The organism is Shewanella sp., assembly GCF_013214165.1.
GTDB lineage: Bacteria > Pseudomonadota > Gammaproteobacteria > Enterobacterales > Shewanellaceae > Shewanella.
This window is the reverse complement of record NZ_JABSSM010000012.1, coordinates 29,727-54,033: the sequence shown is the minus strand read 5'-3', so window position 1 is coordinate 54,033 and position 24,307 is coordinate 29,727. Positions and strand designations below refer to the sequence as shown.

The following is a 24,307-nucleotide window of genomic DNA, read 5'->3' as shown; positions in this document are numbered from 1 at the left end:
TAAACACTAAACACTAAACACTAAACCTTATAATATGAGTCCGCCAACCAGGAAGCCCAAAGCTACCGAGGTAGATATAGTCACTAAACCTGCAATGAAGAACAAAGCATGGTTAAACACTAAACACTAAACACTAAACACTAAACCTTATAATATGAGTCCGCCAACCAGGAAGCCCAAAGCTACCGAGGTAGATATAGTCACTAAACCTGGAATGAAGAAAGGATGGTTAAACACTAAATTGCCGATGCGGGTTGAGCCGGTATCGTCCATCTCCACTGCTGCGAGTAGTGTCGGGTAAGTTGGTAGCACGAATAGGGCGCTGACCGCTGCAAATGAAGCGATGGCGGTCAGTGGTGCCACGCCTATGGCCAGTGCGGCTGGCATCAATGCTGTGGTGGTTGCCCCTTGTGAGTAGAGCAACATGGAGGCGAAAAATAAGGTTACAGCCAACATCCAGGGGTATTGATTGAGTATTTCTGACGAGAAGGCTTTGATTTCGTCGATATGGCCGGAGACAAATGTGTCGCCCAGCCAGGCTACGCCTAACACACAGATACAGGCGCTCATGCCAGATTTAAAGGTAGCGGCATTGGCTATCTCAGATGCATCTATCTTGGTGAAGGTCACTATGGCTGTCGCCGCAGCAAGCATAAACACCATGATGGCATCGTTGCGGCCCAGTGTGGGGTTTTCTATGATATTTACCGCATCGGAAATCAGTGTGGCATAAACGATCACCCCGACAATGGCAGTGACGAAGATCCCTGTGGCCAACTTGGCAGTAGGCAATATGTTTCTTTGAGTGGGCCCCTTAATTTTTATCAAGCCCTTGGCCAGTCTCTCCTGATAGATTTTGTCATCTTTTAGCTCACAGCCCAAGAAGTTTGCGACGAACGCGCCCACCATACAGGCGGTAAATGTCGTCGGAATACAGATGGCGAGTAAAGTTAGGTAACCTACGCCTAGAGGTTCTAAAATGCCTGAGAAGAACACGACAGCCGCTGAGATGGGGGATGCCGTGATCGCAATTTGTGAGGCGACAACTGAGATACTCAAGGGACGTGAAGGGCGAATGCCTTGCTCCTTGGCGACTTCGGCGATGACCGGCAAGGTAGAGAATGCCGTGTGTCCTGTGCCTGCGAGCAAGGTCATAAAGTACGTGACTATGGGCGCGTAGAAGGTGATTCTTTTGGGGTTCTTACGTAGAAAACGCTCAGACAAGTCAACCAGCCAATCCAGGCCACCAGCCACTTGCATGGCTGCAATTGCCGCTATCACCGACATGATGATCAATATGACATCGACGGGAATATTCCCAGTATCGACGCCCATAAACAGGGTCAGTACTAACACGCCGGCGCCGCCAGCCAGTCCTATTCCTATTCCACCAATTCGCGCGCCAAGATAGATAAAAGCAAGCACGACAAAAAATTCTATAGCGATCATAAGTAGCCTTAATTTGAAGATATGTTAGACACGTTAAACCAAGTAGATTTTACGCCTGTTAATCCTTAAGTAGACTGGGAGGAATTCACTAATTGTTTAAGCTGTGATGGGGCTCACGTGCTGTTTAGTCATAATTTGCTGTAGCGCATGGGTGAGATGTCGGCGGGGTAAAGCCATTGGTTATGTTGATCACTTGAGGAGATGTTATGCGAATTAAATATGATGTTTTAATCCCTATGAACGTTATTTTATAAACGTAAATGCAACTTAAGTGCAACATGCCTGAAGCGAAACTCCTTTATAGTATCGAGTGTTTTTTTGGAAAAAAGGGGCAATTTGAACAACACAGTCGAATGCTCGAAAAATAACTAGGTCAAATGGATAATATTAAGGGGTTAATATGTTTACCAAAGCACGTTTACTTGCCTTGGCGATAGGTGGTGCTTCCACGTTCGCTCAGGCAGCCGAGCAGCTGATTATTTCTGAATATGTCGAAGGCAGTAGTAGCAATAAGGCCATCGAATTCTACAATCCGACCAATACTGATATCGATCTCAGCCAATACCAGGTCGAATACTATTTTAACGGTAAAAATGATGTGGGTTCGACCATAGTTCTGATTGGAACTTTAGCTGCAGGTGAGACTTATGTTCTCGCCGATAATGATGCCAATGCCGAAATTTTGGCTGTTGCCAACCAAGTGAGTAACTCGAGCTTTTTTAATGGCGATGATGCTATCGTCCTCAGGAAGTCGGGTGCAGTAGTCGATAGCCTGGGTCAGGTTGGCGTAGACCCTGGTAGTCAGTGGGGCAGCGGTGATTTGTCGACTCAGGACAACACGCTGCGCCGCGATCCCGCTCAGCTTGTCGGCGATAGCGTTATCGACGATGAGGTGATCTTAGATAGCTGGCAGGGTTTTGCCAAAGATGATTTTTCAGATCTTGGACAGTTTAATGCTGAGCCCACAGACCCAACTGATCCCACCGAACCTGTGACACTCGTGTGTCATGACCCATCCACGGCTATTCATGCAATTCAAGGCCTGACCGATACCAGTCCACTCAATGGTCAACTTGTCGAAGTCGAAGCCATAGTCATCAGTAATCAGGAAGCGGGTCTTAAGGGCTTGTTTGTGCAGATGGCCGACAATGAAGTCGACGGCGATCCCTTGACCTCAGAAGGTGTGTTCGTCTATACGGGCAGCCCGACTGGGTATCTTGCCGGTGATCGTATTCGTATTCAGGCTAAGGTGAAGGAATATAACGGCTTGACTGAGTTGACCGAACTGGCTGCTCATATACTCTGTGACTCGGCTCAGGCGATGCCAACAGCCGCCATAGTGACCTTGCCAATCGATGAGACAAGTGATCTAGAAGCGTTCGAAGGGATGCGCGTCAGTTTCAACCATAACTTAACGGTCAATGAGGTCTATAACTTAGGCCGCTATGGTGAGTTACTGTTAGGCAGCCAACGTCATTATATCGGTACTCAAGTTGCCGCCCCTGGCATCGATGCTCTGGCGGTAACGGCTGCGAATGCCAAAGATGCCATAGTGTTAGACGATGGACTGACATCGCAAAACCCAGATCCCGTGCGTTATCCAGCCCCAGGGCTTAGCGCATCAAATACGGTGCGTGTCGGTGATACCATCACAGGACTCGATGCGGTAATGCATTATGGTTTTGGTCAGTATCGTCTGATGCCAATGGATACGGTTAATTTCGTCTCCGAAAATGCCAGAGCTCCGGCGCCAATGCTCGCCGAAGGCGGCAATCTAATCCTTGCCAGCTTCAATGTGCTCAACTATTTCAATGGTGATGGTGCGGGGGCGGGTTTCCCGACGCCACGTGGCGCGGATACCGCTGCTGAATTTACTCGTCAAAGAGACAAGATCATTGCCGCTATGGTCGCCATTAATGCCGATGTATTAGGTTTGATGGAGATAGAAAATGATGGCTTTGGCAGTGAGTCTGCCATTGCCGATCTCGTATCCGGCCTCAACCTAGCAATAGGTGAGACTCGCTATGCCTATGTCAGCGCAGAGACAGCTGGTGGCATAGGGACTGATGCTATCACTGTGGGTATCATCTATCGCCTAGATAAGGTGAGCCCAGATGGAGCAGCCAAGGTGCTTTCAAGCGCCAATTCACCACTGGATGAAAACAATAACCCGCTGTTTAATGACGGTAAAAATCGTCCCATGTTGACTCAAGGCTTCAGGCACCTTAGTAGTGACGAGGTGATTGTTGTTGCAGTGAATCACTTTAAATCTAAGGGCAGTGATTGCGATAGTTTAGGCGATCCCAATATAAACGATGGCCAAGGTAACTGTAATTTGACCCGCACCCGCGCCGCCGAGGCGGTAAGTCTCTGGCTAGCAGCTGAGTACGGTGTGGCTGATGTGCTAGTGATGGGGGATCTCAATGCCTATGCTCAGGAAAATCCATTAACGGCACTTAAAAACGCAGGATTTACTGAGTTATTCGACCATCTTGATAAAGAGAATGCATACTCTTATGTCTATTCGGGAGAGTCGGGTCAGCTGGACCATGCCCTGGCTAACGCGAGCTTGTTGGATAAAATCATCGATGTGACCGAGTGGCACATCAATACCGATGAGCCTAGATTACTCGACTACAACGAAGAGTTTAAGTCGGATGCACAGCTCACTGACTTGTACAATGGTGATGCATATCGCTCATCGGATCACGACCCTGTGGTTATCTCTGTGTTGCTTGGTGAAGATAATATTGCGCCAGCGGCCAGTTTTTCTGTGTCTATTGCTGGTGCAGTGGTGACGTTTAATGATACCTCAGCAGATGAAGATGGTGAGATTGTGAGTTACTCATGGGAGTTAGGTGACGGCACTGTCGCTGACTCTGCTATGGTCAGCCATGAATATGCACAAGATGGCGATTACCGAGTGACATTAACCGTGACCGATAATGGCGGCTTAAGCCATAACGTCTCACAAACCATCAGCATAGATACGCAAGCTGACAAGATTAAGCCTGTTGCCGTGATAAAGCATATAAACCTCTGGTTTATCGACCTGTTTGTGTCTATGAGCTTCGATGAAGATGGTCATATCACTCAGCATAAGTGGAAGTTTAACGATGGTAGTCGTGCATCGGGTCCTCTGGCTATCAAGTTTGCCAGTCGTGCTAGCAAGGTTAAGTTAGTGGTTAAAGACAACGATGGCCTCAAGGGGAAAATAAGCCTCAAATTTTGATGCTTATTCTTCAAGCTTAAGCGCTGCGAGAGTGAGTGAGATTGGCACTAACGTTACTCAAGGTTAACTAACTGAAAGCCCGCAAACGCGGGCTTTCTTATGCCAGTAAACAGCTTAGTCGATAGAAGAAGTGGCTATTGTTGAAACCACTATTTCTTAATCCATTTGCCACTCTTAGTTTGAATATAGAGGCCTTTCTTGGTGGCCTTCATGGCTTTTTCAGCCGCCATTTTTGCCACCTCAGTGATTGAGATACCATTTTTCTGGGCTATATTCGCATAATGGGCCTTGCGCTTAGCATTGACCTGTTTAGCTAACGCGCTGGCATCTGGGCTAGTCTTCACTATGCCTAAGTAGCCATTTGTTTGCTCTCCGACCAGGCCTTGAGACTTAGCGTCATGTAGTGATATGGCAAATGCATTTAGGCTCAGCAATAGTCCTGCTGCGAGCACCAATAATTTGGTTTTCATTCTGTACTCCTTAAATTATATAGCCGAGATTAAAACAGTTCATCGTTGGTCAGTAACTCATCGAGCTCTTTATCGATCTTAATGCTGATCTCATGTTCGATCTTAACATTTAGATTGATCACTATCGGCTTATCCGGTGGCTCAATCTTGATTGTGGGCGTACAGCCTGTGAGCGCCAGAAGAGCGATCATCGCGCTAATGGTCGAGGGTAACATTGGCAGTCTCTTCACTGAGTGTTCCTTTTTCATGTCGGTAGACGGGTCGATAATATCGACCTATAAGATTAAAGCATTGAACTTTTTTTAATACTGGTTATCACTATAAGCGAGTCAAGATGACGCTAAGCTGAACACTTAATGTCACCTTAATCTGAGTACATTCATTGAATCTGAATCTGCTATTTGAGTCTGCAGGCTGATGTTCTCTAGCAGTCTATAAAATCAGTTCATTGATTCTGCAGGCTGATGCTCTCTAGCAGTCTATAAAATCATTTCATCGACTGTTCTATTTGAGTCTGCAACTTATCTCCAATCTGTAAGCTCTTTAACAGTTGTAGCATGTTTTCCTCTTGAGAATAGTTTAACTGAATAGGGCGTTCAATCCCTTTCGCTTTTCCTTTTACATTCACCTTCAATAATGCATCCCCATTGGGGGCCATATCGAAGGTACTGGCAAGTTCTGAATATTGGAGATGCTCCATGGTGGAGAAGGCAAAATCTAAGTAGGGCTGGGACAGGCGCATCTGATCCACCGCCGGATTGCCGCTGACAGATATGAGTCCACCGGGTGCTCGAGCAGCCAGTTTACCGCCGCTTATTGATATCTTGCCTTGGACTAGATCCACTGGCAGTACGCCATCGAAAATCCCGTCGGCATAGAGGCCTACCTGAGGTTGGATAGCCAGTAATTGTTCAAGCTCAAGTCCCTGGAGTATCAGGTATCCATGGGATTTACCGTGTAACTTCAAGTTAAACTCGGGTAAAAGTAAGCGTCCACCGAGGAGCTCACCGCTGGCATTCATCTGAATATTTGCCGCACTTAAGCTCTCGAGGAAAGCTGATTTAGGGCGTTTGCCGACATCTGGACCCTGTGATTTCCTCTCTTCTTCCGCTGGTTCTGTTACTTTTTCAGCCGCGATTTTATCGTCGAGTGAGACACTAAAATCTACCTGAGCCTTGATATCAGTGAGCAGAATTCCGGGGTTAAATGCAGCGGCAGAAAACTGGATATCCGGGCAGGACAAGGTGCTGATTGTCGTCCCTGTAGGCTCAAGGGATGATGACTGATTTAGCTGCTCCATTTGATAGTGGCAGCTGGCCTGAATATCGGCTTGTTCGAAGGGCAGCTCGTTAACGCTGCCGCTGAGTGAAGTGAGCTCTGGGGTGAAATTGATACTCACCTGAGTCGTTTTATCATTTTTATTGAGTTCATATTCAGCCTGCAGCCGGGCATCACCTGTGATGAACAGGGATTTTGGCAGGGAATAGTTATTGCTCACAAGGGCTAGAATAGTGCCAACATCACTGTCTAAATTGACCTTTCCTGTTAGCTGCAACCGTGAACTATCAGCCTGAGTCGATATTTGTGGCCGTAAGCTGTGTTCACTGACAAATTCGAGACCATCGAACTCCCAGTCTTCATGGGTATCTAATTTAACGCCATTCCAGTCTAAGGTTTGGGCAAGATTTGCGGTGTAGAGATCTAACAGTTTCTCGGTACGTTTTCTGTTGTTCTTTATGTGATGATGAGTCAACTCGGCGCCATTGAGCTCATAGTGAGCGTAATTTCGCCATAGGTTTTCGGTTAATACTCGGCTCATCGCCTCTGAAGTGAAAGCGGGTATTACCAGCGAACTGGTTTTTTCTAAAGAGAGATACAGGCCTGATAGCTTAGCCAGATATTCATGTTGCTCTGCCGATGGCACAGGTTTTAGGGCAAGCTCGTTGTCTAGCTGCTCAAATTTCAATGGCGGGACGCGTATTTGTATCGGTTGTTGCTCTTCGTTTGCTGAGTCAGTGGTTCGCTGTATCACCAGTGGGTCAAGGCTGGTTAGACGCGTCACTCCCGTCGATACCCTGAGGCTGTCACCGGAGCTTGTGGACTGAGTAAATTGAACGTCTTCGGACTCTAAGGTGAAAGCGGATAAGGCTAGTTTACTAGTGCTATTGGATGCTTGATGATTGCTGGCTAAGCTCTCATTAACAAGACTGTTAATTATTAGCAAGTGGCTCATTGCTAGAGTGCTGAATTTTAGGCTGCTCGCATCGAAGCTGAGTTCTTTAGTTACAGAGGGTAAGTCAGTCTGTATGCCATGCCTGTAACGCGTTGAATCTATAGAGAATGTTAGCCTAGGAATGTCTAGGTTCATCGGTCTAGCCTCACTCGAGGTCATCACCAGCTCATCATGGCTAACGAGCTTGAGATGTTTGAGCTCAAATTGAAACTTGGGGTTATCTTTAGGTTTTCTCGCCGAGTCTTGTTTTACTGAGTGAGGTATTAGCGCCACACTGCCTATCTGCGCCTGCAGATGCGGATTTATACTGAGCCTAAATTGAGGCGACTCACTTGCTGTCGGTGTTTCAATATTTATTTTTCCAGCCAGGGAGAGAGATGAAGCGCCGAGTCTGATATCGGCTATCGTCTTATTGCTGACGACACGGTCAGCGAAAGAGCTTGGCCCGTTCGGCAGGAGTGAGCTAAGTGACAAGGCTGATTCGCGGGACGCTGCAAACTGCCAAGCGCTTTCTAACTCGAATGCCTGAGTCTGTGTGGGTAATTGCAGAGACAAATCAGTTGCAGATAATGAAGCATCTACCCTGGCATCACGGATCATTAGCTGTGCATGTCGCAGATGAATCGTGTTTGAGTCAAACGAATATTCTAAAGGCTGGGACAGAGTGAATGACAGCTTAATTTTGGGCTTTTCATCGATTCTAGCCTGAGGCTTATCGCCCCCCGAGGGTGTTCCCGTGCTGTGCTCCAGTATTGTCGCCACAAGAGGGATGCTCCGTTTAGCCTGGATAAAGGAGAGTAGGCTGTGTACCTGATGGTGACTCGGGCTCACCTCGAGGGTGAAAGGCGCTAGTGTTAAGGTCAGATCGACAAGGTGGCCGGCGATGTCAAATTCAACCCTGTCTTGGGCTAAAGGTTCTTCTGCCCAAGCGCTCAGTGAATGAGGCGCCAAGGTGAGCTCATCAAACTGCATCAGTGTCAGGCTTGAGTGTTTTAAGATATGGGATGACGCTAGTTGAGCCGATTTAAGATCCAGCGTGGCGTTGGATTCAAGAGTGCCACTTAATATTAGTCCAACTCGTTCACTCTCTTGTTTCAGGGCGAGCAGTGGGGCGAGGGCACTCGTATCGAGCGTTTGTGCAGCGAGCTCGGTGAGAAAGGCGTATAACTCATCGAAGACGAGTAGGCTCGATACTCGCCATTGTTTCTTAGTTAAATGGGCATCTAACTGGAAAATGGCCTTATCGTTTCGACTGATGGCCGTGCTTAGCTTGCCATCTTCATCTAAGGTTAAATGCTCCACGGTCAAGCTCAAGGCTGAAGCTGAGATGCCCGCCAGGCTCAGCGAAGTCGTGCCAATATTTATCTGAGGGAGTGCATTGAGATCAAGTAGCAGGGTTGGACCTTGGTCGTCGACATTCTTGCCCTCATCAGTTAATACGCCTGGATTGAGTTCGGCATGGATCTCTGCGACAGATATTTGCTTTATCAAGCTCATGACTTGCTTGCTAGACAGTTGCTGAGAATAGAGGCTCAAAAGGCTCAAATCTGTATCTAAGGTTAACGCTAAATCTTTGATGCTGATTTCACTGTTGTGCACCGTCAACTTAAGACTCGGGAACTGCCAATGGTGCATCGAGGTGGGCCTGATGCTGAGTTCAATTATCTGAGTGTCATATTCAACAAGATAATCATTGGCGATACTCATAGCCAACCTCTCAAAGCTGTTGAGAAAAATGACAACCAGAATGAGCAGACTGAAAATCAAGGCTAGCATGAGCCGCTTTACACGGGAGAGACGACTTAACATTTAAGATTATCGGGTTAAAGTAGAGAAGTATTATTCGAGTTTAGCATGGAGTGTTATTCAATCGTAACAATATCACTCTAGCTTATCTGGAGTAATAGAATAAGTGCAACTGACTGATGGGATTCCATTTTATGTTAATCGACTTTATCTTTATTCTCATCTTGTGATTTTTTGTTCAAGCCTAGGGTCAATGCCGATATGGACAGATGTGCGATGGCAGAGGTGAGGCCTAAATAGAGAAAGCTTGGCACAAACCAACTGCTAGCGGTATCAAACACAAAAGACCAGTTTACCCCTTGAGCATGGCGAAAAATCTCTCCGGGATTTTCAATTAGCTCCCAAGTCATTATCACCGAAGTGATTAGCGCAGCACCCAGTGTTCCCACAAGAAGGCCGAAGGACCAAAATTGCGTGGATATTTTCTTTATGTCGATGAGTATCATCCTAAGCCCTTCTGTATCATCTTGCCCCAGATTTTGAAGACAACCAAGGGCATATTGATGAAGGATATGCCTTGGTTGAGATGCTGGTCATTAAACAACTATTATGTTAAAGCCATCACTTAAAACGGGCTAATCTTTCCAGCCAATCTTAGTGGTCAGCATATGGGTCTCATCGGGTGCAAGCGTGAGTTTATCTTCTAGCACATTGGCCGCCTCGAGACAGACCATGGTCTGGTAGTCATCGCTGTTGAAACGAGACAAGCGCTGAGACTTATCAATCCAAGGGTTCCAGAGTACCGCCGAGTGGCTGTTTTCGCGGCTCACTTCAATGATGCCATCCGGGGTGTGCAGCTCTTGAACGTCAGCTAGCTGGGTATATACCCGATCGGTTTCTTTGTCGAACAAGACTTCATCGCTGTCTTGCTTGAATGGGCCTTCACCGAACTCTATGTATTTTGAGCCTTTAAAGCCTGTGGCTTTTAGCTGATGAATATCTTTGACCGGGAAATAGCTATGCAGCGCCTGAGTCAGGCTCACGGGATAGCTGGCCAAGTTAGTGTTTTTCAATGACACGGTCAGAGTATCCGTTAAGGTAAACAGCATGTCGACGCGAGTATCATGGGGCCAGTAGAGCTTGTCTGCTTCACTTATCTTAAGGGTCAGTTTAAGTTCGACGGCCTGGTTTTTCATCTGCACCGATTCCAGTGTCCAGATGCTGGTGCGAGCGAATCCATGTTGCGGCCAGTCTGGGTTATCACTCATGCCGAACCAGGGCCAGCACACAGGTATACCGCCGCGGATGCCACTACCTGGCTGGTAATCATCGGCGGATGAAACCCAGAGTAACGGCGCTTTACCGACGGGCTGAAACCGGTCTATTTGTGCGCCTTGCAGGAAAATTCTCGCCTGACATAATGGCGTATCGACATCGATATATTCTAAGCCATTAGTATGTTTTTTTGTGGTGACCGAGCTCATTTACTGTTTCCTCATTTTATCAATTCGCGCTGTCCATTGAAGACACCATGTCATCTTTTTGTGTTTAAGCCGCGGAACTTATTTCAAAACTGACAATGAGCTTACTCTGTTTGTCTTCGCTTCATAAGGGCTTGTTATGCTGAATTTACGCTAACCCTGTTCTTAAGGTGGAACCAACCTTGAGTTGCGGCGTTTTTAGACCAGCTAAAGTTAGGTGTTCTGTGTTATGCGGGTGCAAAAGAATAATTTAAACGTGTGATTGAAACTTGTGTATGAAAAGTGCATTCTAATGTAACTATAGAATCTAGCCACAAGATACATAAGATAGAAGACCTGATAAATAATACCTGAGCTTTACCATTTAGCATAAAAATAAAGGGAACAGGAATGCCAATATATCAAGCGCCACTTCGTGACTATCAGTTCGTGCTCAACGAGCTGCTCAATATATATCAACGCACTGAACTTAAGGGCTTCGATGAAATTGACGCCGAATTAGGTGATGCAATCTTGCAAGGAGTGGCGGACTTTACCACAGAGGTCATGTTGCCCCTCAATGGTAGCGGTGATGTGGAAGGCTGTAAGTTGGTCGATGGCAAGGTTATCGCCCCCAAAGGCTTTGTCGAGGCGTATAAACAATATGTCGACAATGGCTGGGCGACGCTGACCTGCGATCCGCAATACGGTGGTCAGGGGCTGCCTGAGTGTATCGGTGTGTTTGCCACCGAGATGAAAACGGCCACCAATATGGCGTTTGCCATGTATCCGGGTCTGACACATGGCGCTTATGCGGCAATTCATGCCCATGGCAGCGATGCCCTGAAACAGAAATATTTAGAGAAATTAGTTTCCGGTGAATGGACCGGCACCATGAACCTCACCGAGTCCCATGCGGGAACAGATCTGTCTCTGTTGAGAACCAAGGCGGTAGAGGCGGGCGAGGGGCTGTTTGCACTCTCGGGTGAGAAGATTTTTATCTCGTCGGGAGATCATGACTTGGCGGAGAATATCATTCACCTGGTGTTGGCAAGGTTACCCGATGCGCCTGAAGGCGTGAAGGGCATATCCTTGTTTGCCGTGCCTAAGATTATGGTTAATGCCGATGGCAGCTTAGGCAAAGCAAACAGCTTATGTGCCGCTGCGCTCGAGCATAAGATGGGCATTCACGGTAACTCAACCTGTGTGATGAACTTCGATGGGGCCATAGGCGAGCTTATCGGTGAGCCACATCAAGGCCTGAGAGCCATGTTTACCATGATGAACCAGGCCAGACTCGGTGTGGGCGTTCAAGGTTTAGGGGTATCGGAAATTGCCTATCAAAATGCACTGGCTTATGCCAAAGACAGAATTCAGGGCCGCGGCTTAAGTGGCGTAAAAGATGCGTCACAAGCCGCCGATCCTATCTTGGTCCACGGTGATGTCAGACGTATGTTGATGGCACAGAAATCCTTCAACGAGGGAGCCAGAGCCTTAATTGGTCAGCAAGCCTTGTGGCTCGATGAAGCCGAGCGTCATCCCGATGCCGACAAGGCTAAGGCGGCGAGTAAGCTCGCGGCGCTATTTACCCCAATCGTCAAAGGATTTATCACCGACAGAGGCTTCAATGCCTGTGTCGATGCTCAGCAAGTTTTCGGCGGCCATGGTTATATTCACGAGTGGGGCATGGAGCAGTTCGTGCGCGACATACGCATTGCCATGTTATATGAAGGCACCAATGGCGTGCAGGCACTAGATCTCGTCGGTCGTAAGCTGATGGGAGACAAGGGGGCCACCTTGATGGTGTGGTCTGAGATGGTTAACACCCTTATCGGCGAAAATATGGCGAATGATGCCATGAAACCTTATCTTGCCGGGCTGATGGATGCGTCTGGGGATCTTGAGAAGGCGACTCAGTTTTTGGCTGCTAATGCGCCTAACAATCCGGATATTCTGGGTGCAGGCTCAATGCCATATATGCAGATCTTAGGCATCACAGTGCTGGCCTGGATGTGGACTCGCAGCGCAGTGACGGCGCTCGCGGCACTCGAATCAGGTACGGAAGATACCGCTTTCTATGAGGGCAAGCTTAAAACGGCTCAGTTTTATATGAGTTATTGGACGGTACAGACCCGCAGCCTGCGTAAGCAGATTGAGTCCAGCAGTGAACTTCTGACTCAACTCGAAGAGGCCGATTTCGACCTATAATCCGTCAGACTAAGCTTAAACATGGGGCTTGAGTCTGTTTCTTGGTTTTGGGCCTTAGCACTCGAGCCGTCTATGGCAGACATAAAAGCATAAATGCTGAGGCGTTTATGCTTTTTTATGGGCCAAATCTAGGATCTGTTAATGGCTGATATATCGGCCGAAGTCCCTGGTGTCATATTGCGCTATTTACTGATTATTTTTTCAGTTAACTTATGCACCTTAGGGGCAAATAGGAAGGAGATGGTGGCGGCTGCAGGCCATGCCAGTATGAAGGCCTTGGCCCATAACCAGAGAAAGTTTGGCTGTAGTCCTAAGTTAATCCAGGTTATCCAAAGGGTCATCAGTAGAGACAGCACAAATGACATTAATAGTGAAAATATGATGCGTTGTTTCATGATTTTTCTTCGTTAGTCATCTTGGTTAATGTTTCGATATAGATAACCTCTGTCACGTTTCGTTCAAGATGCCAGCGTATGCTCGGCCTCAAGATCAGGCCTAGTGACAGACTCTTGAGTGCCAAAGCCAGGTGTTTGCGGGATGTTATGCAAGCCGATATCGACCCAGATGCTGCGCTAAAGGCAAACGTTATGATTTCACAAAATGCAGCAAACGGTTATTAGCCGGCATGCTATGATCCCTTATTAGTCTAAGTCCTTGAGCCTCTGCCAGTTGAATTATCCATTCAATGTCTCGTATGGCGCTTCGCGGATCTTGCTGCGCGAGCCAGGTATCGAAGCCGGCATTACTCTCGCTGGTGTAGTTACCCTGATAATTGAAGGGGCCATAAATACACAGGTTACCTTGGGTACGCAGATGTTTACCCACGCCAACAAAGAAGGCTTCAACCATCTCCTTGGCCATGATATGCAAGGTGTTAGCGGTAAAAATACCATCAATTTCTCCTTTGCCACTAAAAAACGGCCAGGGCCGAGTCACGTCAAGGTTTAACGGATTTTGGATATTAGCAATGGGATTGGTGTTTGGCATGCCTTGGGAGCGTGCCTGCTTTAGTTGAGCGTTAATGCCATCGAGATAGCAAGCCTGATCGCTGGTTTGCCAAGTCAGATGGGGCAGAGCTTGAGCGAAATAAACAGCATGTTGTCCCGTTCCAGTGCCGATTTCTAATACCAGGTTCGATGATGAAAAGGCCTGGCTAATGGCCTCGAGTATCGGGGCCTTGTTATTTTCGCATGCTTGAGAGAAGGGCACTGGTGGCATAAATAGAAACCTTAATGGGATAGCTTGCTTAGTGACAATCAACTTAAAATAAATGGAATATAAACAGATAAATATCTTACTTTACCTACGATGAATACTGTACCTTGTAAAGGTGTTTTCAGATAGCGTTTTGTACACTAGTTTCGTCATTATGCATTTACATTTATATGAGCAAAAGGGTTAGCATAATTATCTGAGTCTTGGCTTCGAGGAAACTCAATACCCAGAGCCTATCAGGCTGGAAGATTGTCTCTATCTGGTGAAATAAAGGCTAATAAAATAAACAGGGACAAGATGTCTGAATATTTTGCAAGAGTCACCTGGAGCAGTGTTTTATCGCTAACTCGGTTAAGACTGAAGTGGTCACTGAGATCGTGCTTACATAAGTAGTCATGAGAGGCTCTAGCAAGCGTGAGATCTCGTGAATTCTAAATAACGAGAAGAGTCATGGCGGCTTATTGCTAGCCTTTGTTAAGTCAAAGAATAACCAAGGAAAAGTGTTCGATGAAGTCTTACCCCTATTATATTTGTGATGTCTTTACCGATAAACGTTTTGGTGGCAACCAATTAGCCGTACTGCCGGATGCGCAAGGATTAACTTCTGAACAGATGCAACACTGGACTGACATTAATCATCATTGATTAACTTTAAACATAATTTCTGTAGTGGATGGAAAAGACAAGGAGAGAAAATGTACCTAGGAAAATGCCTCTGCGGCGAAGTTGAGGTGACCATTGAGGGTGAGATCTCAGAGATCATACATTGTCACTGCTCCTTGTGCCGTAAGAACAGCGGCACGGCGTATGCCACTAATGGTTTCGTTAACAGCGCCGATTTCAGTGTGACTAAGGGCCAAGATAAGTTGAGCCAGTTTAGCGTTAAACCCGGTCGTACGCGTCATTTTTGCCAGCTTTGTGGCTCTCCTGTATTTAGTTCAAACAGCGATGATGTCAGCCGTATTCGGTTGCGCCTGGGGATACTAGATTCAGATATTGTTGAAAGGCCCATTTCCCATAACTTTGTGTCATCGAAAGCGAGCTGGGAAGAGTTAGATGCCAAGCTACCCAGACATGATCGTTTCGAACCTAACCGCAGTTGATATAGGGGTATGGAATTGATAATGATGGGTTTTGAGAAAGATAAAATATATGAAGCGCCGTAGACTCTAAGTAATGAACGAGTTGCGGCGTTAAATGGGATTTTACTGCTATAGTTTTACTTAAGGAATGAGGGAGGGAGTAGAGAACGTATATGAGTCATGGATAAGGGCTCGGCTTATCCATTGCATACTAGGGACAGTAGCATGATTAAATACCCATTTCCCAGACAAGAATACCGCAGAGACGTTCGCAATATCACCTTTAGCTTCTGCATCATTACCACTATCTTGGCTGTTTGCTTCTTGCTCTATTTCGAGCAAGCATCATATCAAGAGTTGGTGCAGCAACTGGGATTGTCCTTTAGCGGCATCGATGAGCTTGATGGTGAGACTGGCCCAAACCTGGTGCTGATTATGGCAAGGTTTAGCGCGCTATTGAGCCTGGTAGTCTATTTTTTATTCAGTTTTTTATTCAGTTTTTTATTTGTCAGGGCATCGTCGAGACGCTTGCTCGACGGATCGTATCGCCAAAACGCCTGGCTCAATGTCGATGATAAAAACTTGATCATGGTTCAGGCGAACCAGCTGGTATATTTCACGTTTAGTAGCACAGAGATAAACAGGATGCAGAGGGGTTATCGAGGCGGGGCTTCTATCGATGACTTGACTGCTATGGCGCGGCAGGGAACATTGAGGCAGATCCCCCTTGATGAGATAGATGAGCTGGTCAGCGATCATGATTCTAAGCGGCTTCGTATCAAATATAAGGGGGGAAACTACAGCTTAGTATTTCTTAATCAGGCGGTTAAAGCTCATGCTTTAGAATTATTACAGTTATTATTACCTGAGAGCCTTACATATCACAGGAATGAGCGTAACCGATTTAAGGCGGCATTGCCTTGTTTGGTATCGTTCATCTTATTATTGTTAATTGCATCCTACATAGATATCGAAGCGATACGTTATATGGTGAGTTTTAGTGCTCTGTTTATTGCGTTGCCGAAAATGTTTTCCTGTCTGATAGAGCCGACAATTACCGAGATCTGGAGTCTGCCAAGGATTATCCAGATAAAAGCTGATGCTTGAAAATGAAAAGGCTCCCAGGGAGCCTTTTTAGATTATCTATCTAATGTTGGCGCTATTACTGAGTAACAGGTTCACTGGTTAGGTCGATATTATATATCGCAAAGCCAAACTCGTCGGTTAAGTCAGCACGTTTAGTTAACGGACGTAATTGATTCTCAAGAATAAACTTGTCAGCGATTTCACTGTCTTGGGTTTCGAAGCGAATGTCCAACTTAGTACTGGTGTTGATGGTCACAAAATCCCAGTTATTATCAGCGCTTGGATTGACTTCACCATTAGCCTCTGTCTCATCAGTGATGTACTGAGCCAGGGCTTCACGGTTACTATCGGGTAGCTCCATGATAACGTAATCTGAACCGGTACCCGCAAAATTACCGCCGAATGCGCGGTAGTTGTTGGTCGCTATGATGAACTCTTTGTTAGCAAACTCATCGCCAGTGATTAATATTCCATCCTGATTATAAGCGAGATCGACGATACGGTTGGCATCGGCATCAAGCAGTTTACAATCACCATCAAACTTAGTCGGTTGAGTCACATCAATCTTGTAGGTGACGCCATCGATGACATCGAAGTTATAGGTTCTGTGTGTGTCCCAATTGATTAAATACTGGGGCTCTGTAGAGCTTGCTGATATTTGATTAAATTGATTGGCACTGCACTCTAGCCAATCTTTAACGTCCGCACCTGTGACTTTTACTACCACCATGGTATTTGGATATAGATAAAGATCTGCTGCATTTTTGTAGGTTAAATCGCCAGCTGGGACTTGCACATAGGAGTCTGCATCGGCGCTAGTGCGGTGACGTCCACCTGCCTTAAAAGGTGCTGCGGCGGATAACACAGGAATATCTTTCAACGCGTCAGTCAGGTTAGCCTGTACTTTGGCTATCTGGGCATCGGAGACAATCTGCACCGATGGATCATCTTGCACCAAGGTGAGGAAGCTGTACATGTCGGCGGACGCTTTACCAATCGGCTGGTTGACATAGTTAAGCGTGCCTTGATGCTCGAGTGCAACGGCGTCTCGAATACCATTATCGGCACTGACTAATTCAGGTTCATCTGCATTTTTGTCATAGATAGGAGCGGCTCTTGCAGTGCGGTCGATAATAACCCATGCACCGTCTTTCATCTCAAGTTTTAGATCGACAATACCTAAGTTATCACCCCAACTGCCTGGCATGACGGCGGCCACACCATTGATAGTTCCTTTCTCCAGATCGGCATTTTCCAGATCAGAAAATGTTGCCGACGGAAATACTGAGTGGCTGTGACCAAAGGTTATCACATCGATATCTTCTACCAGAGATAGCGCGTAAGTGGCATTTTCGTCGCTGACATCGACAGGATTTGAAGGTGTGCCCACGCCTGAGTGTGGGATAGCGACGATAACATCGGCGCCGTCAGCTTTCATCAATGGAACGAATTTTTCAGCGGCTTCGATAATCCCCATGACTGAAACTTTGCCTGCTAGGTTCTGCTTATCCCAGAGTAATATCTGCGGGGGCACGAAGCCGATATAGCCAATTTTTACCGTTTGCTGATCGCCATTGCTATCGATGACCGTTTTTTCTTCGATGATGTAAGGGGTGAATAAGTTATCACCCTTTTCTTTGCCTTCCCAGCAATCGGCTTCACATAAGACGTTAGCATTGATGTAAGGGAAGTTTGCGCCTGCTATGGCTTCGCTTAAGAAATCCAGACCATAGTTAAACTCATGGTTGCCTAAGTTGCCAACAGAGTAGCCAAGTGTATTCATGGCTTTATATGCTGGGTGAGTGCCGCCTATGGTGTTGTCGCGTTTAAAGTTATCGGCGATGAAGTCGCCCATTGGGCTGCCTTGCAATAAGTCACCATTGTCGACTAACACGAAGTTACTGACTTCTGCACCGCGCTGTTTAATCAGACTAGCCGTTCGTGCAAGGCCTATGCTTGGGTCATACTTAGTTTGGTAATAATCATAATCCATGATGTTGGTATGAAGATCACTGGTTTCAAGAATACGAAGATCCACTTGAATGGCCGCAACATCATTATCATTATCAGATCCACAAGCCACAAGGCCAAGTGTAGAAGCGATAACGACTGCTAAAACTTTTTTATTAAACATATCCATCATTCTCATTTATTTAAGACCCCGGGCATGATTATTGTTGTTAAGTCATGCCTCATGTAACCAAGGTGATATTTCTTGTGATATCGCTGCAGGCGTGAGGTTATTATATGCTGAGAAAGTTTAAATAATGTGATTTAGAGTAAGGGTTTAACGCTTTATATGACACTTAGGTATCGTTTGGTTTAAATTTAATCGAAGCTGTATCACTGCCTCTGCTTGTATGTAGCCTAATGCGAGTCATTGTGTCTTATATGTTTAAAATTTGGCGTGTGCAGCCTGAAAATAAAAGAGCCCTAAAAAGGGCTCTTATTATTTTAATCTAACCAAGGACAAACTTTATGTTTGTGACCTTGTATTATTTTGCCAGTAGACCACGGCTGCGAAGTAGCGGGTCGATGCCTGCTTCTTTGCCACGGAACTGCTTGTAAAGCAGCATGGGATCTTCACTGCCACCCTGAGACAAGATATTATTTCTGAAGGCTTCTGCTGTTGTCTGGTCGAAGATACCGTTCTCTTTGAAGGCTTCGAATGCATCGGCGCCTAAGATATCAGACCAAAGGTAGCTGTAGTAACCTGCAGAATATCCACCCGAGAAGATGTGCGAGAAGTAAGTGCTGCGGTAACGAGGCGCGATCTCATTGATAAGCCCCATCTTGTTGAGTGACTCAGCTTCAAATTTCGCCGCATCTTTGGGGGTAAAGTCGGTCACTGTGTGCCAATCAAGATCTAGCTTAGTGGCCGCCATATATTCAACGGTGGAAAAACCTTGGTTGAACTTGCTCGCAGCCTGTATCTTCTTCACCAGCTCCGATGGGATCACTTCACCGGTCTTGTAGTGCTTAGCGAACTGAGCCAATACTTCGGGTTGAGTCATCCAGTTTTCCATCACCTGTGATGGGAACTCGACGTAATCACGTGGAACCGAAGTCCCCGCTTGTGAGCGGTACTCAACATCTGACAACATGCCATGAAGGGCGTGACCAAATTCATGGAACAGTGTGCTGGCTTCATCAAACGTCAGCAATGAAGGCTCACCTGCTGCAGGGCGTGGGTAGTTGAGTACATTGACTATGATAGGCTTAGAGTCGACACCATTCATCTTGTACTGTTGACGGTAAGAGTTCATCCATGCACCACCACGCTTGCTGTCGCGTACGTAGTAGTCACCCATGAAGATGGCCATCAAAGAACCGTCTTTGTCATACACTTCCCAGGTACGAACTTCATCGTTGTACTTAGGTAAGTCGGTACGTTCCTTGACTGTGATGCCAAATAAACGATTAGCCGTGTAGAACACACCCTTAAGGGTGTTTTCCAGTGAGAAGTAGGGGCGAGTCTGCTGCTCGTTGAAGCTGTACTTAGCCACACGGATCTTGTCTGAGTAGTACCACCAATCCCAACCAGCAAGTTTGAAATTGCCGCCTTCAGAGTCGATAAGCTCTTGCATCACATCGACTTCAGCTTCCGCCTGGGCAAGGGCTGCAGGCCAAACCTTGTTCAGTAACTCATAGACATTTTCAGGCGTCTTAGCGGTGCGTTCTTCCAGTACGAAATGAGCATGGGTCTGGTAACCCATCAACTGAGCACGCTCTGCACGTAGGGCCGCCATCTTAGCCAAGATCTGCTTGTTATCATTAGCGTTGTCGTTATTACCACGCATGATATAGCCGTTGTAGATCTTTTCGCGGAGCGCGCGACTGTCGGCATAGGTCAAAAACGGTGTGATAGAGGGACGTGAAGTGGTGAACACCCACTGACCTTCGTGGCCACGCTTTGCTGCTGTATCTGCTGCCGTGTTAATCACATCTTGTGGTAGACCTGAAAGATCGGCCTCGTTATCGATAACGAGCTCAAATGCGTTAGTTTCGGCCAGTAGGTTGTCACCAAACTCAAGGCTGAGTTTGCCAATCTGATCATTGAGACCACGAAGTTGGGTCTTGTCTGCTTCGTTTAGGTTAGCGCCGCCACGAGTGAAAGACTTATAAGTGTCAACGAGTAGCTTAGACTGAGCGGTATTTAGGCCCAAGGAGTCCCGTGCGTCATAAACAGCTTTTACTTTTTGGAACAATTTATCGTTGAGCAATACATCATCGCTGGCCGATGACAGCATAGGTGAGACTTCTTTTGAGATCGTCTGCAGCGCATCGTTAGTGTCGGCACCCGTTAGGTTGTAGAACACGCTGGCGACTTTAGAGGTTAGCTCACCTGAAAACTCCATCGCTTCTATTGTGTTAGCGAAGCTAGGGGCCTCCGGGTTATCTATGATGGCTTGCATCTCGGCTTGATGCTGAGCAATACCCGCCTTGAATGCCGGTAGGTAGTGTTCTGGTTTGATCTTATCGAAATCAGGAATACCAAGGTAAGTATCGTATGGCTTAAAGAACGGGTTAGCCGCATTGTTTTCGATTATCTGCTGCGCTACGACGTTAGGTGCCAGCTTGGTGTCGCCGCTTCCTGTCGTTGATGAGCTACATGCACCTAATGCAAAGGTGAGTGCCATAGCGGTTACCAGTGGTTTGAGGGTTAATCCCTGCATATTTATATCCCCGATGTATTTTTATTTGCTTGTGTTGAAATATTGTCGCTAAGCCCATAGCAGGCAAGAGCGTGCAGTTTAAGCTAGACAAAATTTATCATGACAACGTTATACGTTAACAGTCTTAAACTGACGTTAAGAGCTTTAAGTATCATGGTTAAAGGTGTTAAAGCTATCTAAATGATGTTTTGTTTGTAACAAATGTTCTGAATGACCTGTTTTTATACATTATTGGGCATTTTTTGATAATTTATTAGCCAGGGGACGATATTCTTCTCCAACAAAAAAACCATAAAGATAGTACTTGTGCAGGCCAGGTGAAAAAAAGCTAACGTATTCGTGGCAGGTTTATCTGATAGGTTTGCGCTGAGATAGGGACGTGGGTGTGATAGGGGGAACCCAAGGGAAGTCATTGGCTTCCCTTGGGTTAACATGTGAAAATATGTGAAAATATGTGAAAATATGTGGTTAATACCCTAAGGTCAGCGACCCCGCACGGCGAGGGTCTGATGAGCCAAATACGCCTTGTTCTGTGACCATTATCGATTGAGTCGAGCCCATGGCATTAGTCGCACTGACCTTATGTCCCTTAGCTTCTAGCAATTCAATGGTGTCACTATTTAGGCTGCGTTCGACACGCAGAACATCGGGCAACCACTGATGGTGTATGCGAGGCGCCGCAGTCGCTTCGGCGATATTAAGATCATGGTCGATGACATTCATGATGATCTGCATCGTGGTGGTGATGATGCGTGAACCACCAGGACTGCCGGTGATGATAAAGGGTTTGCCATCTTTCATCACTATGGTTGGGCTCATGGAGCTGAGTGGCCGTTTGTTGCCTTCGACTGAGTTGGCTTCACCACCGACCAGGCCGTAACCATTTGGTGTGCCGGGCTTGGCAGAAAAATCATCCATCTCATTGTTGAGTAAGATGCCTGTGCCTTTAGCCACTAATCCTGAGCCATAGCTGAAATTGAGGGTGTAGGTATTGGATACCGCGTTGCCCCACTTGTCGACTACAGAGTAATGGGTGGTTTGATTACTCTCATAGGGCACCAGTTTACCGGGTTTAATGGCGCTGCTAGGTGTGGCCTGCTTGAGCGTGATTTGACTGGCTAACTTGCTCGCATAATCTTTACTGGTCAACGCTTGTACCGGCACCTTATAGAAGTCAGGATCGCCAAGGTATTCACTACGATCGGCATAGGCGCGCCTCATGGATTCAGTCATCAGGTGAAGCGTCGTCGCGGTATTATGGCCCAGTTTATCGATAGGGAAGGTTTCTAACATGTTAAGCATCTGGATTATGTGGATACCTCCGGATGATGGCGCCGGCATAGACACCACTTGATAGCCACGATAATCACCCGTCACAGGCTCACGCTCGACTACTTTATACTGCTTTAGATCATCGAGTGTCATGATCCCGCCAGCGTCTTGCACGGCTGCAACTAACTTTTGGGCTGTTTCGCCTTGGTAGAAGCCCTTACTGCCTTGCTTAGCAATTAGGGATAAAGAGTGGGCGAGCTCAGTTTGTTTTAGTAGGTCACCGACCTGATAATTGCTGCCATCCGCTTTATAGAATACCTCGGCGGAGCTTGGCCATTGGGCGATTCGTCTTTTAAGCCCAGTGAGAGAAGTAGAGAGATCTTGTGTCACTGTAATGCCTTCACTCGCCATTTTTATTGCCGCAGCCATCACTTGCTTTAGGGTCATGGTGCCATATTTCTCTAGGGCCAGTTCCATGCCCATCACAGTACCCGGTACGCCGACGGCGAGGCCGTGTTCGCGGCTCAGCTTAGCAACGGCGTCGCCATGTTCATTGAGATACATGTCTCTATGGGCGTTCGATGGCGCCATTTCACGGTAATCGATAGCGATAGTCTTGTTGGACTCGGCCAGATGAACCAACATGAAGCCACCGCCGCCTATGTTACCCGCACGAGGCAAGGTCACGGCCAGTGCAAAGCCAACTGCCACGGCAGCATCGACTGCATTACCGCCTTGCTTTAATATCTCTACGCCAGCTCGAGTCGCCAATGTCTCTTGACTCGACACCATGCCATGCTTAGCCCAAACGGGTTGCGCTGTTGCCATGTGACTGTATATTGAAGATTCTGCGGCTTGGACGGGGGCGACATGAAATGCCGAGGATAAGCCCAGTAAAGGCACGGCCACAGATATGGCGACGAATAATCGTGTTAGCGAGCGCATTGAGATCCTTTTTTTATATTAGAAAGTTATAGTTATTTCAGCAATGTGACGTTAATCATACAAAAAAGCAAGACAAAAAAAGTAGGAGAAGTACTTGTTCGGATCAGACTTGAAGCTTGAGTTCTCGGAGTCAATCGCCACCATTGCTGCCGATGAATGGAATGCCTTGATGCAGGGAGATGTTGGGAAGCGCGGTAAGGGAGTCAACCCCTTTACTCGTCATGCCTATCTTTTGGCGTTGGAAGAGAGTGGCTGTGTGTGCCCGAAATCCGGTTGGACGCCCATGCATTTGTCTGTGCTGAGCCAAGGTAAGCGGATTGCTGTGATGCCCCTGTACAGTAAGAGTCATTCTTATGGAGAATACGTGTTCGATTGGGCCTGGGCCGAGGCCTATGAAAGGAATCACATCGACTATTACCCTAAGCTATTGAGCGCGGTTCCTTTTACGCCAGTCACGGGCAATCGGTTAGGCATAGATAAGCAATTAAGTGAGCAAGAGTCTCAGTTTGTCGTCTGCTTGATGATTCAAACGCTGAGCCATGAGATGAGACGGGGAAGTTACTCAAGTTGGCATTGCCTGTTTATGCCAGAGGCGCAACATAAGCTTATCTCTCAGCCTCAGTCCCAGTTACAAGCTGAATTAGCGTCAGGCTTACCTTCAGTTCTAAAGCCGCTTAAGCGCACAGGCACTCAGTTTCATTGGCGTAACCAAGCTTACCTAGGATTTGATGATTTCTTGTCTGTTATGAGTTCACGCAAACGAAAAAACATCATCAAGGAGAGAAGTAGGGCCCAGGGGCAAGGTTATAGCTTCAGGTTTATTCCTGGTTGTGATGTGACAGAGGCTCAGTGGCAATCCTTCTATTACTGTTACCAGCTCACCTATGCGAAACGCTCCGGCCACTATGGCTATCTTAATCTAGACTTTTTCAAGCTCATTGGAAAAACGATGTCGGAGCAAGTGCAGTTAATGGTGGTCGAGAAGCCATTGCCCCAATGCGATGGAGCGCTGAGCCTAGATGAATCTCTCGGCTCAGAAGAGGAACTCGGCGATGCCCGTATCGTCGCGGCGGCACTTTATTTCAATAGCGAGACGCACCTCTATGGTCGATACTGGGGATGTTTAGAAGAGGCAGACGCCTTACATTTCGAGGCGTGTTATTACCAGGGGATTGAATACTGCATCAAACATGGTTTACAGACCTTCGATGCGGGGGCTCAGGGAGAGCATAA

General features: G+C 46.9%; 17 protein-coding genes. 6 read left to right on the top strand and 11 right to left on the bottom strand.

Translation table 11 applies throughout. From position 1 onward, the window contains the following. Positions 1-147: 147 nt before the first annotated feature. On the bottom strand, positions 148-1,449 hold the full coding sequence (locus HRU42_RS05105; protein ID WP_295029260.1) for an anaerobic C4-dicarboxylate transporter: 1,302 nt from the start codon (positions 1,447-1,449) through the stop codon (positions 148-150). Between the two features lie 400 nt (positions 1,450-1,849). Here HRU42_RS05105 and HRU42_RS05100 point away from each other — a divergent pair, with 400 nt between their 5' ends. Next, entirely contained in the window at positions 1,850-4,681 is a 2,832-nt protein-coding gene (locus tag HRU42_RS05100) for an ExeM/NucH family extracellular endonuclease (protein ID WP_295029259.1), read from the top strand. Between the two features lie 149 nt (positions 4,682-4,830). Here the strand turns inward: HRU42_RS05100 and HRU42_RS05095 are convergent, their stop codons facing one another. From HRU42_RS05095 to HRU42_RS05075, 5 genes are all read right to left on the bottom strand, one after another. Beyond that, on the bottom strand, positions 4,831-5,151 hold the full coding sequence (locus tag HRU42_RS05095) for a YdbL family protein (protein WP_295029258.1): 321 nt from the start codon (positions 5,149-5,151) through the stop codon (positions 4,831-4,833). Positions 5,152-5,180: 29 nt separating this feature from the next. Further along, positions 5,181-5,399 (bottom strand): YnbE family lipoprotein, encoded by a 219-nt coding sequence (locus tag HRU42_RS05090; RefSeq protein ID WP_295029257.1) that lies wholly within the window; start codon positions 5,397-5,399, stop codon positions 5,181-5,183. A 239-nt stretch (positions 5,400-5,638) separates the two neighbouring features. Then, a complete protein-coding gene (locus HRU42_RS05085; RefSeq protein WP_295029256.1) occupies positions 5,639-9,091 on the bottom strand; it encodes a YdbH domain-containing protein in 3,453 nt (1,150 codons plus the stop codon). A gap of 236 nt (positions 9,092-9,327) precedes the next feature. Continuing rightward, the gene (locus HRU42_RS05080; RefSeq protein ID WP_295029255.1) at positions 9,328-9,636 is read right to left on the bottom strand and encodes a hypothetical protein; all 309 of its coding nucleotides are present in this window, start codon (positions 9,634-9,636) and stop codon (positions 9,328-9,330) included. Between the two features lie 129 nt (positions 9,637-9,765). Beyond that, a complete protein-coding gene (locus HRU42_RS05075; RefSeq protein WP_295029254.1) occupies positions 9,766-10,614 on the bottom strand; it encodes a D-hexose-6-phosphate mutarotase in 849 nt (282 codons plus the stop codon). 387 nt (positions 10,615-11,001) lie between these two features. On the opposite strand from HRU42_RS05075, the gene HRU42_RS05070 reads away from it, so the two are divergent. Further along, positions 11,002-12,798, top strand: a complete 1,797-nt coding sequence (locus HRU42_RS05070) for an acyl-CoA dehydrogenase C-terminal domain-containing protein (protein ID WP_295029253.1) — start codon at positions 11,002-11,004, stop codon at positions 12,796-12,798. Between the two features lie 182 nt (positions 12,799-12,980). Here HRU42_RS05070 and HRU42_RS05065 read toward each other — a convergent pair whose 3' ends face one another. Both HRU42_RS05065 and HRU42_RS05060 read right to left on the bottom strand, forming a co-directional pair. Beyond that, positions 12,981-13,139: a DUF2798 domain-containing protein gene (locus HRU42_RS05065; protein WP_295029262.1), complete on the bottom strand. Its 159-nt coding sequence runs from the start codon at positions 13,137-13,139 to the stop codon at positions 12,981-12,983. 244 nt (positions 13,140-13,383) lie between these two features. Continuing rightward, a complete protein-coding gene (locus HRU42_RS05060; protein WP_295029252.1) occupies positions 13,384-14,016 on the bottom strand; it encodes a DUF938 domain-containing protein in 633 nt (210 codons plus the stop codon). Between the two features lie 504 nt (positions 14,017-14,520). Between HRU42_RS05060 and HRU42_RS05055 the strand changes: the two genes are divergently transcribed. The 3 genes from HRU42_RS05055 (at position 14,521) to HRU42_RS05045 (ending at position 16,202) form a co-directional block, all read left to right on the top strand. Beyond that, positions 14,521-14,658: a PhzF family phenazine biosynthesis protein gene (locus HRU42_RS05055; RefSeq protein ID WP_295029251.1), complete on the top strand. Its 138-nt coding sequence runs from the start codon at positions 14,521-14,523 to the stop codon at positions 14,656-14,658. A gap of 50 nt (positions 14,659-14,708) precedes the next feature. Further along, the gene (locus HRU42_RS05050) at positions 14,709-15,116 is read left to right on the top strand and encodes a GFA family protein (RefSeq protein ID WP_295029250.1); all 408 of its coding nucleotides are present in this window, start codon (positions 14,709-14,711) and stop codon (positions 15,114-15,116) included. A gap of 204 nt (positions 15,117-15,320) precedes the next feature. Continuing rightward, a complete protein-coding gene (locus HRU42_RS05045; RefSeq protein ID WP_295029249.1) occupies positions 15,321-16,202 on the top strand; it encodes a 2',3'-cyclic-nucleotide 2'-phosphodiesterase in 882 nt (293 codons plus the stop codon). A gap of 55 nt (positions 16,203-16,257) precedes the next feature. On the opposite strand, the gene HRU42_RS05040 is transcribed toward HRU42_RS05045, so the two are convergent. The 3 genes from HRU42_RS05040 to ggt form a co-directional block, all read right to left on the bottom strand. Further along, positions 16,258-18,315, bottom strand: a complete 2,058-nt coding sequence (locus HRU42_RS05040) for a bifunctional 2',3'-cyclic-nucleotide 2'-phosphodiesterase/3'-nucleotidase (protein ID WP_295029248.1) — start codon at positions 18,313-18,315, stop codon at positions 16,258-16,260. A 361-nt stretch (positions 18,316-18,676) separates the two neighbouring features. Beyond that, positions 18,677-20,857, bottom strand: a complete 2,181-nt coding sequence (locus HRU42_RS05035) for a M3 family metallopeptidase (protein WP_295029247.1) — start codon at positions 20,855-20,857, stop codon at positions 18,677-18,679. A 468-nt stretch (positions 20,858-21,325) separates the two neighbouring features. Further along, a complete protein-coding gene (ggt, locus tag HRU42_RS05030; RefSeq protein ID WP_295029246.1) occupies positions 21,326-23,074 on the bottom strand; it encodes a gamma-glutamyltransferase in 1,749 nt (582 codons plus the stop codon). A gap of 94 nt (positions 23,075-23,168) precedes the next feature. Between ggt and HRU42_RS05025 the strand changes: the two genes are divergently transcribed. Next, positions 23,169-24,307, top strand: a 1,139-nt coding sequence (locus HRU42_RS05025; RefSeq protein ID WP_295029245.1) for a GNAT family N-acetyltransferase, incomplete at its 3' end; no start/stop codon positions are given.

What these genes read in the sequence shown, in the direction of transcription:
- HRU42_RS05105 (WP_295029260.1), bottom strand. Translation starts at nt 1,449, where the DNA reads ATGATCGCTATAGAATTTTTTGTCGTGCTTGCTTTTATCTATCTTGGC.
- HRU42_RS05100 (WP_295029259.1), top strand. Translation starts at nt 1,850, where the DNA reads ATGTTTACCAAAGCACGTTTACTTGCCTTGGCGATAGGTGGTGCTTCC.
- HRU42_RS05095 (WP_295029258.1), bottom strand. Translation starts at nt 5,151, where the DNA reads ATGAAAACCAAATTATTGGTGCTCGCAGCAGGACTATTGCTGAGCCTA.
- HRU42_RS05090 (WP_295029257.1), bottom strand. Translation starts at nt 5,399, where the DNA reads ATGAAAAAGGAACACTCAGTGAAGAGACTGCCAATGTTACCCTCGACC.
- HRU42_RS05085 (WP_295029256.1), bottom strand. Translation starts at nt 9,091, where the DNA reads ATGAGTATCGCCAATGATTATCTTGTTGAATATGACACTCAGATAATT.
- HRU42_RS05080 (WP_295029255.1), bottom strand. Translation starts at nt 9,636, where the DNA reads ATGATACTCATCGACATAAAGAAAATATCCACGCAATTTTGGTCCTTC.
- HRU42_RS05075 (WP_295029254.1), bottom strand. Translation starts at nt 10,614, where the DNA reads ATGAGCTCGGTCACCACAAAAAAACATACTAATGGCTTAGAATATATC.
- HRU42_RS05070 (WP_295029253.1), top strand. Translation starts at nt 11,002, where the DNA reads ATGCCAATATATCAAGCGCCACTTCGTGACTATCAGTTCGTGCTCAAC.
- HRU42_RS05065 (WP_295029262.1), bottom strand. Translation starts at nt 13,139, where the DNA reads ATGACCCTTTGGATAACCTGGATTAACTTAGGACTACAGCCAAACTTT.
- HRU42_RS05060 (WP_295029252.1), bottom strand. Translation starts at nt 14,016, where the DNA reads ATGCCACCAGTGCCCTTCTCTCAAGCATGCGAAAATAACAAGGCCCCG.
- HRU42_RS05055 (WP_295029251.1), top strand. Translation starts at nt 14,521, where the DNA reads ATGAAGTCTTACCCCTATTATATTTGTGATGTCTTTACCGATAAACGT.
- HRU42_RS05050 (WP_295029250.1), top strand. Translation starts at nt 14,709, where the DNA reads ATGTACCTAGGAAAATGCCTCTGCGGCGAAGTTGAGGTGACCATTGAG.
- HRU42_RS05045 (WP_295029249.1), top strand. Translation starts at nt 15,321, where the DNA reads ATGATTAAATACCCATTTCCCAGACAAGAATACCGCAGAGACGTTCGC.
- HRU42_RS05040 (WP_295029248.1), bottom strand. Translation starts at nt 18,315, where the DNA reads ATGTTTAATAAAAAAGTTTTAGCAGTCGTTATCGCTTCTACACTTGGC.
- HRU42_RS05035 (WP_295029247.1), bottom strand. Translation starts at nt 20,857, where the DNA reads ATGCAGGGATTAACCCTCAAACCACTGGTAACCGCTATGGCACTCACC.
- ggt (WP_295029246.1), bottom strand. Translation starts at nt 23,074, where the DNA reads ATGCGCTCGCTAACACGATTATTCGTCGCCATATCTGTGGCCGTGCCT.